17 protein-coding genes are annotated in these 16873 nt (G+C 59.7%); 8 read left to right on the top strand and 9 right to left on the bottom strand.

Going from position 1 to position 16873, the window contains the following annotated elements; all coding sequences use genetic code 11:
- Nucleotides 1-35 precede the first annotated feature (35 nt).
- Together catC and FFI16_RS01265 are read right to left on the bottom strand one after the other, a co-directional pair.
- Complete coding sequence (gene catC / locus FFI16_RS01270; protein ID WP_138813859.1) at nt 36-326, bottom strand: muconolactone Delta-isomerase; 291 nt, start codon at nt 324-326, stop codon at nt 36-38.
- A gap of 12 nt (nt 327-338) precedes the next feature.
- Nucleotides 339-1466, bottom strand: a complete 1128-nt coding sequence (locus FFI16_RS01265) for a muconate cycloisomerase family protein (RefSeq protein ID WP_138813858.1) — start codon at nt 1464-1466, stop codon at nt 339-341.
- A 114-nt stretch (nt 1467-1580) separates the two neighbouring features.
- Here FFI16_RS01265 and FFI16_RS01260 point away from each other — a divergent pair, with 114 nt between their 5' ends.
- Nucleotides 1581-2456 (top strand): LysR family transcriptional regulator, encoded by an 876-nt coding sequence (locus tag FFI16_RS01260; protein WP_138813857.1) that lies wholly within the window; start codon nt 1581-1583, stop codon nt 2454-2456.
- A 133-nt stretch (nt 2457-2589) separates the two neighbouring features.
- Here FFI16_RS01260 and FFI16_RS01255 read toward each other — a convergent pair whose 3' ends face one another.
- Nucleotides 2590-3582: a helix-turn-helix domain-containing protein gene (locus FFI16_RS01255; RefSeq protein WP_138813856.1), complete on the bottom strand. Its 993-nt coding sequence runs from the start codon at nt 3580-3582 to the stop codon at nt 2590-2592.
- Between the two features lie 313 nt (nt 3583-3895).
- On the opposite strand from FFI16_RS01255, the gene antA reads away from it, so the two are divergent.
- The 4 genes from antA to FFI16_RS01235 all read left to right on the top strand — a co-directional run bounded on the left by antA (nt 3896) and on the right by FFI16_RS01235 (nt 8280).
- Nucleotides 3896-5287, top strand: a complete 1392-nt coding sequence (gene antA / locus FFI16_RS01250) for an anthranilate 1,2-dioxygenase large subunit (protein ID WP_138813855.1) — start codon at nt 3896-3898, stop codon at nt 5285-5287.
- Nucleotides 5287-5778 carry an anthranilate 1,2-dioxygenase small subunit gene (gene antB / locus FFI16_RS01245; protein ID WP_138813854.1) on the top strand — a complete coding sequence of 164 codons (492 nt, stop codon included), beginning with the start codon at nt 5287-5289 and terminating at the stop codon, nt 5776-5778. The genes antA and antB overlap by 1 nt, the downstream gene beginning before the upstream one ends.
- Before the next feature lie 18 nt (nt 5779-5796).
- Complete coding sequence (gene antC / locus FFI16_RS01240) at nt 5797-6804, top strand: anthranilate 1,2-dioxygenase electron transfer component AntC (RefSeq protein ID WP_138813853.1); 1008 nt, start codon at nt 5797-5799, stop codon at nt 6802-6804.
- Nucleotides 6805-6876: 72 nt separating this feature from the next.
- Nucleotides 6877-8280, top strand: coding sequence for an amino acid permease (locus tag FFI16_RS01235; protein WP_138813852.1), 1404 nt, complete (start codon nt 6877-6879; stop codon nt 8278-8280).
- 143 nt (nt 8281-8423) lie between these two features.
- Here the strand turns inward: FFI16_RS01235 and kynA are convergent, their stop codons facing one another.
- Together kynA and kynB are read right to left on the bottom strand one after the other, a co-directional pair.
- Complete coding sequence (kynA, locus tag FFI16_RS01230) at nt 8424-9281, bottom strand: tryptophan 2,3-dioxygenase (RefSeq protein WP_138813851.1); 858 nt, start codon at nt 9279-9281, stop codon at nt 8424-8426.
- Nucleotides 9278-9928, bottom strand: coding sequence for an arylformamidase (gene kynB / locus FFI16_RS01225; protein WP_138813850.1), 651 nt, complete (start codon nt 9926-9928; stop codon nt 9278-9280). The genes kynA and kynB overlap by 4 nt, the downstream gene beginning before the upstream one ends.
- A gap of 374 nt (nt 9929-10302) precedes the next feature.
- Here kynB and FFI16_RS01220 point away from each other — a divergent pair, with 374 nt between their 5' ends.
- Nucleotides 10303-10647, top strand: a complete 345-nt coding sequence (locus FFI16_RS01220) for a cupin domain-containing protein (RefSeq protein ID WP_003230905.1) — start codon at nt 10303-10305, stop codon at nt 10645-10647.
- Nucleotides 10648-10695: 48 nt separating this feature from the next.
- Here the strand turns inward: FFI16_RS01220 and mmsB are convergent, their stop codons facing one another.
- Both mmsB and FFI16_RS01210 read right to left on the bottom strand, forming a co-directional pair.
- Nucleotides 10696-11583 carry a 3-hydroxyisobutyrate dehydrogenase gene (gene mmsB / locus FFI16_RS01215; protein WP_138813849.1) on the bottom strand — a complete coding sequence of 296 codons (888 nt, stop codon included), beginning with the start codon at nt 11581-11583 and terminating at the stop codon, nt 10696-10698.
- 15 nt (nt 11584-11598) lie between these two features.
- Nucleotides 11599-13116 (bottom strand): CoA-acylating methylmalonate-semialdehyde dehydrogenase, encoded by a 1518-nt coding sequence (locus tag FFI16_RS01210; RefSeq protein ID WP_138813848.1) that lies wholly within the window; start codon nt 13114-13116, stop codon nt 11599-11601.
- A 132-nt stretch (nt 13117-13248) separates the two neighbouring features.
- On the opposite strand from FFI16_RS01210, the gene FFI16_RS01205 reads away from it, so the two are divergent.
- Together FFI16_RS01205 and FFI16_RS01200 are read left to right on the top strand one after the other, a co-directional pair.
- Entirely contained in the window at nt 13249-14196 is a 948-nt protein-coding gene (locus FFI16_RS01205) for a LysR family transcriptional regulator (RefSeq protein WP_017137973.1), read from the top strand.
- A gap of 331 nt (nt 14197-14527) precedes the next feature.
- On the top strand, nt 14528-14818 hold the full coding sequence (locus FFI16_RS01200) for a DUF3077 domain-containing protein (protein ID WP_138813847.1): 291 nt from the start codon (nt 14528-14530) through the stop codon (nt 14816-14818).
- Nucleotides 14819-15068: 250 nt separating this feature from the next.
- Here FFI16_RS01200 and FFI16_RS01195 read toward each other — a convergent pair whose 3' ends face one another.
- Both FFI16_RS01195 and FFI16_RS01190 read right to left on the bottom strand, forming a co-directional pair.
- Entirely contained in the window at nt 15069-16016 is a 948-nt protein-coding gene (locus FFI16_RS01195) for a LysR substrate-binding domain-containing protein (protein WP_138813846.1), read from the bottom strand.
- Nucleotides 16016-16864 carry an EamA family transporter gene (locus FFI16_RS01190; RefSeq protein WP_138813845.1) on the bottom strand — a complete coding sequence of 283 codons (849 nt, stop codon included), beginning with the start codon at nt 16862-16864 and terminating at the stop codon, nt 16016-16018. Before FFI16_RS01190 ends, FFI16_RS01195 begins: the two co-directional genes overlap by 1 nt.
- Nucleotides 16865-16873: the final 9 nt, after the last annotated feature.

Raw genomic sequence — 16873 nt, 5'->3', positions numbered from 1 at the left:
AATCCTCATCTTGTAATTATTGGGTGCAAACGGGCTTAACGGTCGTCCTCATGGATCGACGAAGGGTGCCGGCACAGGGCGTTCACTTCGATGGCCATGTAGGGAAAAAGCGGCAGTTGCATCAGCAGGTCGTGCAGGTCTTGCACGCTGTCGACGTCGAACACGCTGTAATTGGCGTAGTGCCCGGCGATGCGCCACAAGTGGCGCCATTTGCCCTCTTGTTGCAGGCGCTGTGCCAGGGCTTTTTCCTCAGCCTTGAGAGTGGCGGCGCGCTCGGGGTGCATGTCCAGCGGCAGGTTCACGGTCATTTTTACGTGGAACAACATGGCAGGCGCCTCTTAGTGTTTGTCACGACGAAAGAACGCCAAGCGCTCTTCATCAATGGCCAGGCCCAGGCCCGGTGCGGTGGAAACATGCAGCTCAAAATCGCGGTACACCGGCGGCTCGCTGAGGATGTCTTCGGTGAGCAGCAGCGGGCCAAACAGCTCGGTGCCCCACGCCAGCGTGTTCAGCGTAAGAAAGGCATGCGCCGACGCCAACGTGCCGATGCCGCCTTCGAGCATGGTGCCGCCGTACAGGCCGATGCCCGCCGCTTCGGCAATCGCGGCGGTGCGCAACACCGCACGTGGGCCGCCGTTTTTGGCGATCTTGAGCGCGAACACTGAAGCCGCGCCTTCGCGAGCCAGGTTGAAGGCGTCTTCGACACATTCGATGGACTCGTCGGCCATGATCGGCGCCGGGCTCGACAGGTTGAGCCGGGCCATGCCGCTGCGGTTGTTGCGCGAAATAGGCTGCTCGATCAGGTCTATACCGTTATCGCCCAGCACCTTGCAGGCACGCAGGGCCACGGCTTCATCCCAGGCCTGGTTGACGTCGACACGCACGCTGGCGCGCTCGCCCAGGGCTTTTTTGATCGCGAGCACATGGGCCAGGTCGCGGCTGACGTCTCCAGCACCGATCTTCAACTTGAAGATGCGATGGCGGCGCAGGTCGAGCATCTTTTCGGCCTCGGCGATGTCCTGTTCGGTGTTGCCGCTGGCCAAGGTCCAGGCCACCGGCATCGCATCGCGCACACGCCCGCCGAGCAGCTCGCTCACGGGCAGGTTCAGGCGTTTGCCCTGGGCGTCGAGCAACGCGCTTTCGATGCCGGACTTGGCAAAGGTGTTGCCGCGAATGCTGCGCTCCAGGCGCAACATGGCCGCGTTGATATTGCTCGCGTCCTGGCCGATCAGCAGCGGCGCGAAGTGACGGTCAATGTTGACCTTGATGCTGTCCGGGCTTTCGTCGCCGTAGCTCAAGCCGCCGATGGTGGTGGACTCGCCGATGCCTTCGAGGCCGTCGGTACAACGCAGGCGGATGATCACCAACGTCTGGTTTTGCATGGTGTGCATCGCCAGCTTGTGCGGGCGAAGGGTGGGGAGGTCGACGATGATGGTCTCGATCGACTCGATGGCGCAAATCGGCATGGCTATACCCGTTGGGTTATTTTTAGATTTGAGCCGATTCTGTGCCGTATTTTTAAAGGCTTCCAATATAGAATGGGTCTCGCACAATACCCTCAAGGTATGAAAGGAGCCGTCATGGAACTGCGTCATCTGCGCTATTTCCAGGTGCTGGGTGAAACCCTCAACTTCACCCGCGCAGCCGTTCGCCTGCACATCGCTCAGCCGCCATTGAGCCGGCAGATCCAGCAACTGGAAGATGAACTGGGCGTGATTCTGCTGGAACGCGGCCGACCGTTGCGGCTGACCGCGGCCGGGCGGTTTTTCTATGAGCACGCCAATGTGCTGCTGGAACAACTGGCCAAGGTCTGCGACACCACGCGGCGCATTGGCCAGGGCGAAAAGACCTGGCTGGGCATCGGCTTTGCGCCATCGACCTTGTACGGCGTGCTGCCCGAATTGATTCGGCGGCTGCGCAACCATGAGGCGCTGGAGCTGGAACTGGGGTTGTCGGAGATGACCACCTTGCAGCAAGTCGAGGCGCTCAAGGCCGGGCGTATTGATGTGGGCTTCGGGCGCATTCGCATCGACGACCCGGCCATCGTCCAGCGCGTGCTGGTAGAAGATCGCTTGGTGGCCGTATTGCCCGCCGGTCATCCGCTGCTCGGAACGCCCGCCACCCTCGCGCAATTGGCCGCAGAGCCATTTGTGCTCTACCCCGGCAACCCGCGCCCCAGCTATGCCGACCATGTGATTGCGCTGTTCGATGCCCATGGCTTGAGCCTCAAGGTGGCGCAGTGGACCAACGAGTTGCAGACGGCGATCGGGCTGGTGGGCGCGGGCATGGGCGTGACGCTGGTGCCGGCCTCGGTGCAGGTTTTGCACCGGGCGGATATCGGCTACACGCCTATTGTGGAAGCCACAGCGACCTCGCCGATTATCCTGAGCCGGCGGGTGAATGATCAGTCGCCGGGGCTGAGTCATTGTTTGCAGTTGGTTGAAGAATTGATCTGAGTTCTGCCAAACAGTACAGATCTATTGTGGGAGCGGGCTTGCCCGCGAATGCGGTGGGTCAGCCAGCACATGCATTGACTGGTACACCGCATTCGCGAGCAAGCCCGCTCCCACATTTTGATCTTCATCCGGTTCAGAGACTGCGCAGGCGTTTGCGCTGCAGGGTTTGGCTGGGGGATTCATCGAATAGTTTGCGGTACTCCGCCGAAAACCGCCCCAAGTGGGTAAAGCCCCAGCCCAGCGCGATCTCGGAGATGGTGCGGATTGAACCGTGTTCAAGGATTTCCTGGCGCACGACACCCAGCCGGTACTTCTTCAGATAAGCCATCGGCGACAGCGCAAAGTATTTACGAAACGCATCGAACAGCTTGAACCGCGACACACCGGCAGCGGCTTCCAGATCCTCTAAATGCACGGCTTCGCGGGCATTGTCATGAATGTACTGCCGCGCCCGAATCAGGTAATGCGGCAGTTTCACACCCAGCACGTCGCGCAATTCTTCTGAATAGTTGTTCGGCTGGGCCAGGATCAACCCCTTGATCAACGAGCTTTCCAGATCCCGCGTAAACGCCGCCTGCTCGTACAACTCGCTGCTGCACTCAAGCTCGGCAATAAAATAGCGCGCCATGCGCCACCACGACGCAGAAGCGCCGTCCACGGCATCCATCACCGACTCAAAACGCAGTGGCGCTTCAATCGGCCGTTGCAGCAACCCTTCCAGCGACTCACTCATCGCCGCCCGCGTGATCACCACCTGCAACTTGCGACAATCACCGGAGATCGCCAGCACCTGATGTTCGTTGGGCGACAAAATCACGCCTTGGTCACGGTTGGAACTCAGGCGCTCGCCGTTCTTGCTCAACTCCTGCTCGCCCACCAAGGGCAGGCTCAAGCTGTAGCTGCTGAAGTGCTCGGCGTCTTCGATATCAATGGTCACGTCAGTGCCATATTCGATCACGCCCAAAGTGGTGGCGCGGGACTTGAATACATTGGCGCTGTGGTGAAAACGCAGGCGCTCGGGAGTAGACGTCGCCAGGCGATGCGGCCCGCAAATACCGGACATCCAGCTGCAGGCGCCTTCCAGGTCGAAGCGTTGAATATGGATTTCGCGTGTATGGCTACTCATCAGGGGGCACCCACGGCGGTTAGGCGGTTGCGCGCTCTGGCGGCGCGTCGTTAGCAATCGACAGCAAGTTCTACGCCACGCCCGCCTGAATGCAACGGGGTGGATAGCAACCGTCGACTATGTGGATAAGCCGCAGGCATTTGCGACCTACCCTTGGTATGACAGTAGCGCATGGCGTCACCTGGGCGCACTGAACTGGGTATTTGCTGCCCAATTTTGCGGCCTGCCTTCACCCATTAAGCGGATAGCCCGCGCCCTGCCCCACTGCCTCTAATACCCCACCGATTAGCCCCTATCAAAAAAGGTGCCTCCCATGAGTGGTGCAAGAAGCGTCGAGCAGTGGAAAACGTTTATCGAAGGTTGCCTGGACTTTCGGCCGGTGGATGAAGTGTTTCGCATCGCCCGCGACATGTTCACCGAGCCAGAACTGTTTGATCTGGAGATGGAACTGATCTTCGAAAAAAACTGGATCTACGCCTGCCACGAAAGCGAACTGGCCAATAACCACGACTTCGTGACGATGCGCGCCGGGCGCCAGCCGATGATCATCACACGCGACGGTGAAGGCCAACTCAATGCGCTGATCAACGCTTGCCAGCATCGCGGCACCACACTGACGCGCGTCGGCAAGGGCAACCAATCGACCTTTACCTGCCCGTTCCACGCCTGGTGCTACAAGAGCGACGGCCGGCTGGTGAAGGTCAAGGCGCCGGGCGAATACCCGGAAGGTTTCGACAAAGCCACACGCGGCCTGAAAAAAGCCCGTATCGAAAGCTACAAGGGCTTTGTGTTCATCAGCCTCAACGTGCAAGGCACCGACAGCCTGGGAGACTTCCTCGGTGACGCCAAAGTGTTCTTCGACATGATGGTTGCGCAGTCGGCCACCGGTGAGCTGGAAGTGCTGCCGGGCAAATCCGCCTACACCTACGACGGCAACTGGAAGCTGCAAAACGAAAACGGCCTGGACGGTTATCACGTCAGCACCGTGCACTACAACTACGTGGCCACGGTGCAGCATCGCCAGCAGGTGAATACCGAAAACGGCAGCGCGTCCGCCAGCACACTGGACTACAGCAAACTCGGGGCCGGTGACGCGAATACCGATGACGGCTGGTTCGCCTTCAACAACGGCCATAGTGTGTTGTTCAGCGACATGCCCAACCCCAGCGTGCGCTCGGGCTACGCCACCATCATGCCGCGCCTGGTGGATGAACACGGCCAGCAGAAAGCCGAGTGGATGATGCACCGCCTGCGCAACCTGAACATCTACCCGAGCCTGTTCTTTCTCGACCAGATCAGCTCGCAGCTGCGCATCATCCGCCCGGTGGCGTGGAACAAGACCGAGATCATCAGCCAGTGCCTGGGGGTGAAAAACGAGTCGGATGCCGACCGCGAAAACCGCATCCGCCAGTTCGAGGATTTCTTCAACGTGTCGGGCATGGGCACGCCGGATGATCTGGTGGAGTTTCGCGAAGCCCAGCGCGGTTTCCAGGGCCGCCTGGAGCGCTGGAGCGATATCTCACGCGGCAGCCATCGCTGGGAAACCGGCCCGACGCCGAACAGCGAAGCCATCGGCATTCAACCGGCCATGACCGGCACCGAGTTCACCCACGAAGGCCTGTATGTGAACCAGCATCGCAACTGGCAGCAATTTCTGCTCAAAGGCCTGGACCAGCAAGCGCTGACACTGCGGGAGGTGAAGTGATGGATGCCCAATTGCAGTACCGGATCGAGCAATTTTTCTATCGCAAATCCGAGCTGTGCGACGCCCAGGACTGGGACGCCTATGTGCAGTTGTTCGACCCGCAGAGCGAGTTCCACCTGCCGCAATGGGACTCGGAACACGTCTACACCCGCGACCCCAAGCGCGAGATGTCGCTGATCTACTACGCCAACCGTTCGGGCCTGGAAGACCGCGTGTTCCGCCTGCGCACCGGCAAGGCCGCGTCGGCCACGCCGATGCCGCGCACCTTGCACTTGATCAACAACGTGCGGATCGCCGAGCAGGCAGACGGCACGCTGGAGGTGAAGCTGAACTGGCACACGCTGTTTTATCGCCTGGCCACGTCGGAGCAGTTTTACGGGCCTGCCACTTACCACCTCAGGCCGGAGGGCGACAGCTGGCTGATCACCCGCAAGCATGCACTGTTGCTCAACGACACGATCAATTCGGTGCTGGATTTCTATCACCTCTAAAGCACCGGAGCTTTCCAAATGAATCACAAAGTGGCCTTCAGTTTTGCCGACGGCAAGACCCTGTTTTTCCCGGTGGGCGCGAATGAAATCCTGCTGGATGCGGCATTGCGCAACGGCATCAAGATCCCGCTCGATTGCCGTGAAGGCGTGTGCGGCACCTGCCAGGGCCGCTGCGAATCTGGTGATTACACCCAGGATTATGTCGACGAAGAAGCCCTCTCCAGCCTCGACCTCAAGCAACGCAAGATGCTCAGTTGTCAGACCCGCGTGCAGTCCGACGCTACGTTCTACTTCGATTTTAATTCAAGCCTGTGCAATGCGCCGGGGCCGGTGCAGGTGCGCGGCAGGGTCAGCGAAGTGCAGCAGGTGTCGGCCAGCACGGCGATTTTGCAGGTGACATTGGACAATCCGCTGGACTTCCTGCCCGGCCAATATGCGCGCCTGGCGGTGCCTGGCACCGACAGTTGGCGTTCGTACTCCTTTGCCAACCGGCCGGGTCATCAACTGCAGTTTCTGGTGCGGCTGTTGCCCGATGGTGTCATGAGCAACTACCTGCGCGAGCGATGCCAGGTCGGTGATGAAATGCTGATGGAGGCGCCATTGGGTGCCTTCTACCTCAGGCATGTCACCCGGCCGCTGATACTGGTGGCCGGCGGCACTGGCCTGTCGGCCTTGCTGGGCATGCTCGATGAGCTGGCTGCCAACGGCTGCAACCAGCCGGTGCACTTGTATTACGGCGTGCGCGGGGCCGAGGACTTGTGTGAAGCAACACGCATCCAAGCCTATGCAGCGAAAATCCCCGGTTTGCGCTACACCGAAGTGCTCAGCGCTCCATCACCCGAATGGCCCGGCAAACGCGGTTACCTCACCGAGCATTTCGACCTGGCCGAATTGCGGGACGGTTCGGCGGATATGTACCTGTGCGGCCCCCCTCCAATGGTCGAATCCGTGCAGCAATGGCTGGCGGATCAGGCACTTGATGGCGTTCAGCTGTATTACGAAAAGTTTACGCAGAGTAATATCTGACCCCTCAGCAGTTCTGAGGGGTTGATGCGGCGTGCACTCACCCTCAAGAAAAACAAGTAGAAGGGAATGTTAATGGCGGATGACATGGTTAACCCGGTGGGCCTCAAGCGTGGCCTGAAGAACCGGCACATTCAGTTGATCGCCTTGGGAGGGGCGATTGGCACAGGGTTGTTCCTCGGCTCGGCCGGGGTGCTCAAGTCGGCGGGGCCGTCGATGATCCTGGGTTACGCGATTGCCGGTTTTATCGCGTTCCTGATCATGCGCCAGCTTGGCGAGATGATCGTCGAAGAACCGGTGGCCGGCTCCTTCAGCCACTTCGCGCACAAATACTGGGGCGGCTACGCCGGCTTCCTGGCCGGCTGGAACTACTGGGTGCTCTACGTGCTTGTGGGCATGGCCGAACTGACCGCCGTGGGCAAATACATCCAGTTCTGGTGGCCGGAGATCCCGACCTGGGTCAGTGCGCTGGTGTTCTTTGTCGCGGTCAACCTGATCAACACCCTCAACGTGAAGTTCTTCGGTGAAGCCGAGTTCTGGTTCGCGATCATCAAGGTGGTGGCGATTGTGGGCATGATCGTGCTCGGCTGCTACCTGCTGTTCAGCGGCACCGGCGGCCCGCAAGCCTCGGTGAGCAACCTGTGGAGCCACGGCGGGTTCTTCCCCAATGGCGGCATGGGGCTGTTGATGTCGATGGCCTTCATCATGTTCTCGTTCGGCGGCCTGGAGCTGGTGGGTATCACCGCTGCCGAGGCCAGCGAGCCGCGCAAAGTGATCCCCAAGGCGATCAACCAGGTGGTGTACCGCATCCTGATTTTCTACGTCGGCGCACTGACCGTGCTGCTGTCGCTGTACCCGTGGGATCAGCTGCTGCAAACCCTCGGCGCGTCGGGCGATGCCTACAGCGGCAGCCCGTTTGTGCAGATCTTCTCGCTGATCGGTAACGACACCGCCGCACACATCCTCAACTTCGTGGTGCTGACCGCGGCGCTGTCGGTGTACAACAGCGGCGTGTACTGCAACAGCCGCATGCTGTTCGGCCTGGCCGAGCAAGGCGATGCGCCCAAAGCGCTGATGAAGCTCAACAAGCAAGGCGTGCCGATTCGTGCCCTGGCCATTTCGGCCCTGGTGACGATGCTGTGCGTAGTGGTCAACTACGTCGCGCCGCACAGTGCACTGGAACTACTGTTTGCGCTGGTGGTTGCCTCGCTGATGATCAACTGGGCGCTGATCAGCCTCACCCACATCAAGTTCCGCAAGGCCATGGGCGAGCAAGGCGTGACGCCGTCGTTCAAGACCTTCTGGTTCCCGTTCAGCAACTACCTGTGCCTGGCGTTCATGGTGATGATCATCAGCGTGATGCTGGCGATCCCGGGGATTAACAACTCGGTGTATGCGATGCCGGTTTGGGTGGGGATTATCTATATCGCTTACCGGATGCGGGTGCGCAACGGCAATGCGGTAGTGAACGCACAGTGATACCTGTGGGAGCCGGGCTTGCCCGCGATGGCGGTGGGTCAGTCAGTGGATCGGCTGGCTGACACACCGCTATCGCAGGCAAGCCAGCTCCCACAGTTGAATGCATTCCAGATGTAGAAAGCCCCGGGATTCCGGGGCTTTTTTTATAGCGTGGAACGCACTCGCCAAAGCTCAGGGAACAACACCGTGTCGAGCATCTTGCGCAGGTAACCCACGCCTTCCGTGCCACCGGTACCGGGCTGGAAGCCGATGATGCGCTCCACCGTGGTCACATGCCGAAAGCGCCACTGGCGGAATGAGTCTTCCAGGTCGATGAACTTCTCGGCCAACTGATACAAATCCCAATACCGGCTCGGGTCGCGATACACCTCGCGCCACGCCGCCTCCACCGACTCATCGTGAACCGTGGCCGCCGTCGGGTCGCGTTCGGCGCGTTTGGAGTCAATCGCCAAACCTGCTTTAACCATCAGATTGATCGCCTCGTCATACAACGACGGCGTGGCAATCGCCACTTTCAACTCGTTCAACAACTCCGGGCGATGCGCATGCGGGCGCAACAGCGCTGCGCTTTTATTGCCGAGGATAAATTCGATCTCGCGGTACTGGAACGACTGGAACCCCGAGGACTGCCCCAGGAACGGGCGAATCGCCTTGTATTCCGACGGCGTCATGGTCGCCAGCACCGCCCAGGCATGCACCAGTTGGTCGAAGATCCGCGACACCCGCGCCAGCATCTTGAAGGCAGGCGGCAACTCGCCCAGGCGTACGTGCTCGCGCGCGGCCTTGAGTTCGTGGAGCATCAGTTTCATCCACAGCTCCGAGGTCTGGTGCTGGATGATAAACAGCATTTCGTTGTGATCGGGCGACAGCGGGTGCTGGGCGCTGAGGACTTTGCCCAGGTCCAGGTAGTCGCCGTAGCTCATGGACTCGGAAAAATTCAGTTCGGCGTTATGCCATTCTTCCGGCGGCTGGTAATCAGGTGAAAAGGGACACTGGCTCATCGCGTGGGCTCCTTGAGCGGGCGGAGAATGGCACGGACGGGGCTGGCGTCCAGGCTGGCAAAGCGCAGCGGCAGTGCGATCAACTCATAGTCGCCCTCCGGCACGTCATCGAGCACGATGCCTTCGAGAATCGCCATGCCATGGCGGGCCACGGCGTTGTGCGAATCCATGGTCTTGGACTGTTGCGGGTCCAGGGACGGCGTGTCGATACCGATCAGGCGCACGCCCAGGCTGGCGAGCAGCTCAATGGTTTGTGGTGCGATGGCGGTGAAGTTCGAGTCCCATTCGGTCAGCGGCGCTTGTGGATAAGTGCGCAGCAGCACGCGCTCAGGCAAGTTATCCACACGCCCTTGCAATTGATGCGGCTGCACCAACGCGCCGCTGCCCAGGCAATGCAACACCCGGCACGGGCCCATGTACACATCCAGCGACACCTCGCCGATCGGCGCGCCGTCGGCGCTGTAATGCAGCGGCGCGTCCACATGGGCGCCGGTGTGCGGCGAAAACGTCACGCGCCCCACATTCACCGGGCACTGCGGGCCAAACTGCCAAACGCGCTCTTCCTGGAACGGCGTATCGCCCGGCCAGGTCGGGGTCGCCGTGCTCAAGGGCGGGCTGATATCCCACCACGTTTTTATTGGGTTCATTGCAAGGCTCTCACTCGTTCTTGGGTGAATGATACGAGGGCGGGCTGTGCATTTTCTTGCTAATTCCAGCGCAAGGCGGGAAATCTTTCGCAGTTACTGCGAGGAAACAGCGGTTTACCGCACAAACCTATCACACAAGAATTCCTCCATCCCCTGTGGGAGCCGGGCTTGCCCGCGATGACGGCGGCACAGCTTGCATCTCCAGCACCTGACACTCCGCTATCGCGGGCAAGCCCGGCTCCCACAGGGACTGCACAGTGTCTGAGAGATCGCATTTGCCTGCGCTTCTGGGCATCCCGATGTCGAGTTCAGACCACTGGCCCAACGCCCAAGGCCTTAGGGTGAACGCTTCCATTCCCTGCCTCGGAGCCATCATGTCCAAGCCCATCACCGTACTGCGCGACACCCATCCGCTACCTGTCCTGGATGCCTGCAAGTGGGAAAAGCTCGAGGGCGACCCGCACACCGTCAACCTCAACGCCTACACCAGCGAAGACGGCAGCAAGATCATGGGCACGTGGATCTGCACACCGGGCAAGTGGTACGTGGAATACGTGAAGTGGGAATACTGCCACTTCCAGGAAGGCTACTGCGTGATCACCCCAGAAGGCATGGAGCCGATTCACCTACGGGCTGGGGATATCTTTGTGGTAGAGCCCGGCATGAAGGGCACGTGGGAAGTGGTCGAGACAGTGCGTAAGTATTTCGTGTTTGCCTGAGAAGCAAAAACCCGAGAACCCGCCGGACGCGGGCTCTCGGAAACGCCCCTACTTGGGTTTGCGATAGCTGTTGATGATGGCCGAGAAGTCTTTACCGCCTTCCCCACGCTGACTCATCGATTGATACAACTGCTGGGCCACGGCGCCGAGGATCACCGGTTGCTTGGCCTGGCGCGCGGCTTCGGTGGCCAGGCCCAGGTCTTTGAGCATCAGGTCGGCGCCGAAACCACCGGTATAGCCACGGGACGACGGCGCAGTTTCAATCACGCCCGGCCATGGGTTGTAAGTGTCGGAACTCCAGCAGCGCCCGGTGGAGCTGTTGATGATGCCGGCCAGCACTTGCGTGTCGATGCCCAGCGCATCACCCAGGGCCATGGCCTCGCTGACGCCGACCATGCTGATGCCGAGCAATAGGTTGTTGCAGATCTTGGCGATCTGGCCGGTGCCGACGTCGCCGCAATGCACGATATTGCGGCCCATCTGCGCCAGCACCGGTTGCAGGGTGGCGAACAGTTCCGGGGTGGCGCCGACCATGAAGGTCAGGGTCCCTGCGCTAGCACCACCGGTGCCGCCAGAGACTGGAGCATCAGCTATCACCACACCTTGCTTGGCCGCCGTAGCGGCAACCTCGCGGATGGTTTGCGGGTCGATGGTGCTGCAATCCACGGCCGGCACGCCTTCACCCATCCCGGCGAGCACACCGTCTTCGTTCAGCCAAACGCTGCGCACATGGGCGGCGGCGGGCAGCATTGTAATCACCAGCTCCGCGCCTTGTGCCGCTTCACGCGGTGAGCCTGCGACGGTGGCGCCCAGTTCTGCGAACTCCTTGAACACGCCTGGATTTACGTCGAATACATTCAGCTTATTGCCAGCCAAAAGCAGGTTGCGGGCCATGGGTGCGCCCATGTTGCCCAAGCCGATAAATGCAATCTTCATGGTCGTCTCCCGGAATCAGCGCAGGTTGATGGTGGTGTTGACGCCATCGTTAACCGTGTCGTCGTCGAACCAGCGGCTGGTGACGGTTTTGGTCTGGGTGTAGAACTGCACCACTTGCTTGCCATACGGGCCGAGGTCGCCGAGTTTGGAACCGCGCGAACCGGTGAAGCTGAAGAACGGCACTGGCACCGGAATCGGGATGTTGATGCCGACCTGGCCTACATCGATTTCGCTCTGGAACTTACGCGCCGCCGCACCACTTTGGGTGAACAGGCCAGTGCCGTTGCCGAACGGGTTGGCGTTGACCAGCGCAATGGCCTCATCCAGCGTGGCGACTTCCAGTACCACCAGCACTGGGCCGAAGATTTCCTGGGTGTAGATCTGCATATCAGTGGTCACGCCCGAGAACAGGGTCGGGCCGACGAAGTTGCCTTGTTCGAGGCCTGGCACCTTGATGTCGCGGCCATCCAGCTCCAGCTTGGCGCCTTCTTTTACGCCGCTTTCGATCAGCTCCAGGATGCGGGCTTTGGCGCGTTTGGAGATCACCGGGCCGACATCCGTACCGGCTTCGCTGCCGGCATTGACCTTGAGTTTTTGCGCCAGCGCTTTCAAATCCGGCAGCCACTGCTTGGCCGCGCCCACCAGCACCACCACCGAGGTGGCCATGCAACGCTGGCCCGCCGCGCCGAAACCGGCACCGACCAGGGCATTCAGCGTGTGTTCGCGGTTGGCGTCCGGCAGTACCACGGCGTGGTTCTTGGCGCCCATCATCGACTGCACGCGCTTGCCGTGTTTGCCGGCCAGGTCGTACACGTGGGTGCCGACGGCGGTCGAACCGACGAAGGAAACCGCCTTGATATCTTTGTGGGTACACAGCGCATCCACCACATCCTTGCCGCCGTGAACCACGTTGAGCACCCCGGCCGGCACACCGGCTTCCAGCGCCAGTTCTACCAGCAGCATCGTCGACAGAGGGTCTTGTTCGGACGGTTTGAGGACGAAGGTGTTACCGCAGGCAATCGCCATCGGGAACATCCACAGTGGAATCATCGCCGGGAAGTTGAACGGGGTAATACCGGCGCATACGCCGATGGGCTGGCGCAGGGTGTAGGTGTCGACACCACCGGCGACGTTTTCAGCGAATTCGCCCATCTGCAAGGTGCCGATGGAGCATGCGTGTTCAACCACTTCCAGGCCACGGAAAATATCGCCTTCGGCGTCGGCAATGGTCTTACCCTGCTCGGCGCTGAGGACTACGGCGATGCGCTTGGAATGTTCGCGGATCAAGGCTTGCAGCTTGAGCATGATGCGCATGCGTGCGCCGATCGGCGTGAGCTTCCAGGTCTGGAACGCTTGATGGGCGGCGTCGATGGCGGCGTTGACTTCATCGGCGGTGGCGAAAGGGACTTTGGCCAATACCTCTTGGGTGGCCGGGTTGACGATGTCTTGCCAGTGGGTGGTCTTGGACTCGACCCATTCACCGTTGATCAGCAACTTGACCTGTTGCACGGAAATATCGGCAGAAGCGTTCATGTGGTCTCCAAATCTTATATTTGTGCAGAGAACCAAGGCGTTGAATCGCCTTGAAGAATGAGGCGTTCGGACTGTTTTTGGAGTATAGATGTGCAAATCTCTAATAAGAACGCACATAAAAGCCGGTCCAATATGCAAAAAAACATCACCTCGCTTGGCTCCCTGAACTGGGATGACCTGAAGTTTTTCCTCGAAGTGGCCCGCACCCGCAAGGCCAGCGTCGCCGCCAAGCGCCTGGCGGTGGACTACACCACCGTGTCGCGGCGCATCAGCTCGTTGGAAGTGTCGCTCGGCACATTGTTGTTCGAAAAATCCCGGACCAACGGCTTCGTACTCACCACCGAAGGCCAGCGTTTGCTGGGTTATGCGGAGTCCATCGAAAGCACGTTGCACATGGCCTGCGAGCAGGTTTCCGGCTCCGGCGTGGCGCTGTCCGGTCATGTGCGCATGGGCTGCACCGAAGGTTTCGGCAGTTTTTTTGTCACGCCGCAGTTGAGCCATTTCGTCGATACGTATCCGGCCATTTCCGTGGATATCCTGCCACTGCCCCACTTCATCAGCCTGTCCAAACGCGAAGCCGACATTGTGATCGCCCTGGAGCGCCCGGAACACGGGCCGTATGTGTGCTGCAAACTGTGCGACTACAAACTGCAGCTGTACGCGACCCAGGACTACCTCGACCAACACCCGCCGATCCGCAAACCGGCGGATCTGGCTGAGCATCCGTTTATCAGCTATGTGGATGACCTGGCGTTCAGCTCGGAGCTGTTGTACCTGGCCAACGTGGTGCCCGGCGCCAGCGCGAGTTTGCGCAGTACCAGCGTGATCGCGCAGTACGTGGCGGCGCAGCAGGGGCGGTCGATGGCGATATTGCCGTGTTTCTTGGCAGCGCAGGACCCACGGTTGTTGCCGGTGCTGGGGGAGCAGATTGCGATTACGCGGCAGTTTTGGATGTATTGCCGGGAGGATTTGAGGAAGTTGAAGCGGATTACGTTGCTGTGGGATTACATCAGGGAAGTGACGGAGCAGAACGCGGGGTTGTTGATGGGGGAAACGCGGGAGATGAGGTTCGCGGATTAAAAGGCCATCAGCGACGATTCGCTTTAATTTGCAGGACGTTTCCTAGAGACTCTCTACCCTATTGCGCCTTACCGTTTGGGTCACTAGCCTCCTGACTTCGCTGCTCATCAGCGATCGGGTTTAGCGATCCGGGTTTCAGGCGTGACACTGCCCCCAACAGTATCAGCTGGCTCTCGTCAGCTTTTAGCGTTTTATGGCGGCTGTGTGCGGGAGACTTTCGAGTCTACCCGGGATGCGCTCTGGCCCGGATCGCTAACCTGCACACAGCTGCCACCCTCTTCATGTTTAGCGATGTGATGTGGCAGCTCTACTTCAGCAGAGAGCAATCATCATGAGCAAAATCGTCCCCGATCCACCGCTGTCCTCTATCACCACCCTCGGCGTCGTCACCTTCGGCGACTACGGCGAAAACCAAAAAACGCTGTTCCGCGTCAACTCCGGCATGCCCATCGAGCAAGCCCTGGAACACGCCTCCACCCTGCTGTTCTACTCCAAAAAACTCGCCATGGAAGCCGCCATGGATGTACGCGGCGAACAATACGCCTGGGCCGCGCACTACCTGTGTGAGATGGGCAAAGCCGTGGTGGATGACCTGACGCAAGCGATGACGCCGAGCAGCTAAGCGAACACGCCAGCAAGCACACTGCAAAACAAAATGTGGGAGCGGGCTTGCTCGCGAAAGCGGTGGGTCAGTGAGTAAATCATTGTCTGAACCACCGCCATCGCGGGCAAGCCCGCTCCCACACTTGAACTACGGCGGGCACAGGATTCAGGTCTGGCACAAATAAGTGTGGGAGCTGGCTTGCCTGCGATGGCGGTGGGTCAGTCAATAAATCCCTGGCTGAATTGCCTGGATTAGATCGTTCTCATAGTTAAATCGCACCAGCCCCAGCTATTTGCGGATACCGAGCCCGCACTTCCCGCAAAAACTCACCCGCGGTGCTCTTGAGCCAATCAATTAACCGAGCGATATCGGGCTCCGACTGTCGTCCGTTTCGGCAAATGATGTAGTAGGCCGCTGGCGACATCATCACTGGGCTATTCAGCGCAACCAATGTGCCGCCTTCCAATTGGTCGTAGACCAACGCAGTTCTACCCAGCGCAATCCCTGTGCCCTTCACCGCCAGACTGATCGCCTGGCTCGAATCCGGAAATCGCGGCCCATGGTGATAGGGCGGCGCCGCCAGCCCCTGAAATGCAAACCAGCTTTCCCAACCCGGACACACCTGATCGTCCACCCGATGGATCAGCGGGTACCGGGCGACATCTTCCAGTGCAATATCACCCTTCAACCGCAGAAACTCCGGCGAACAAACGGGGAACACCGCGTCGCGCATCAGCAGTTCAACATGATGATCCGGGTAGTCACCGTACCCCATCACCACCGCAACATCGTATTGATGAGCCTCCAGGCTGGCACCGCTCATGTCAGCGCTGGTCAACACCAGGTCAATGTTGAACGAGGCCTCAGTGTGAGAACCGTGCATTCTGGGAATCAGCCACGTCGAACAGAGGGAAGACGTGCATGAGAGGTACAACGGCTGGGATTTACCGGGGTTGAGTGAATGCAGCACCCCGTCCAGCGCCTTGAAAAATCCGTCGGTTACCGGCAATAAGGCCTGCCCCGCTGCCGTCAGCTTGACACCGCGCGAGTGTCGCTCAAACAACTGCAGGCCCCACCACTCCTCAAGGCCCGCAATTTGATGACTGATGGCACTGGCGGTGAGGTTGAGCTCAGATGCAGCACGCGCAAAACTACCCGTTTGCGCTGCGCTGACGAACGCTTGAAGCATGGGTGTGGGAGGCGGACGCTGGGCCATCAGGTGCTCACTTTGATCAAGATGATCCCGCAAACAATGACGAATGCCGACAGCATCCGTCGCCAACCGAACCGTTCATGAAAGAAAAGCGCGGCAATAATGGCGCCGATAATAACACTGGTTTCCCGCAGCGCTGAGACCTTGGCGACCGCATCCAGCGATAACGCAAACAACACCAATCCGTAAGACGCCAGGTAAAAAACACCGCCTAACAGGCCTACCCTCCAATGCCCACGTATCGCTTGAGCCAAAGCTGAACGCTCTTTGGAAAACGCCAGCACAGGGATCGGAATACTCTGGAACACTGTCAGGTAGATGATGTACTGCAGGACCGTCTCACTGGCCCTTACACCTTTGGCATCCACCACCGTGTAAAACGCAATAAACACACCGGCGCACACCGCCATCAGGATCGGCTTGAACATCTGCGCCGTCATCCTGCGCACAAAGGTCAGGCTGATAATCCCCACACAAATCAGCAACACTCCCGTCAAAGCCTGGAGTGACAACTGCTCATGCAGCAGAAAGTAGGAAAACAGCGCGACCAATACGGGCGGTACCCCACGCATCACGGGGTAAACCTGGCCGAAGTCACCCGTTTCATACGCCTTGATCAGAAATAGCCGATAGACCGTATTGAGCATCACAGAGACAAGGATATAGCCCCCAACCTCCAGGCTCGGCACACTGACAAATGGCAAGGCCAGCAGGCATATCACTAGCGCGGTACCATCAACCATGGCCAAGGTCATGAAGCGACTGCTACCGGCGCGGACTACAGCGTTCCAGGTGGCGTGCATGAAGGCAGAGATCAAGACCAGCGTGATCGCAATATCGGAGTTGTCCATGGGCTCGGC

The sequence above is a fragment of the Pseudomonas sp. KBS0710 genome (assembly GCF_005938045.2).
Classification (GTDB): Bacteria; Pseudomonadota; Gammaproteobacteria; order Pseudomonadales; family Pseudomonadaceae; genus Aquipseudomonas.
The sequence above is the reverse complement of the archived record's forward strand: the minus strand, read 5'-3'. Positions and strand labels throughout refer to the sequence as shown.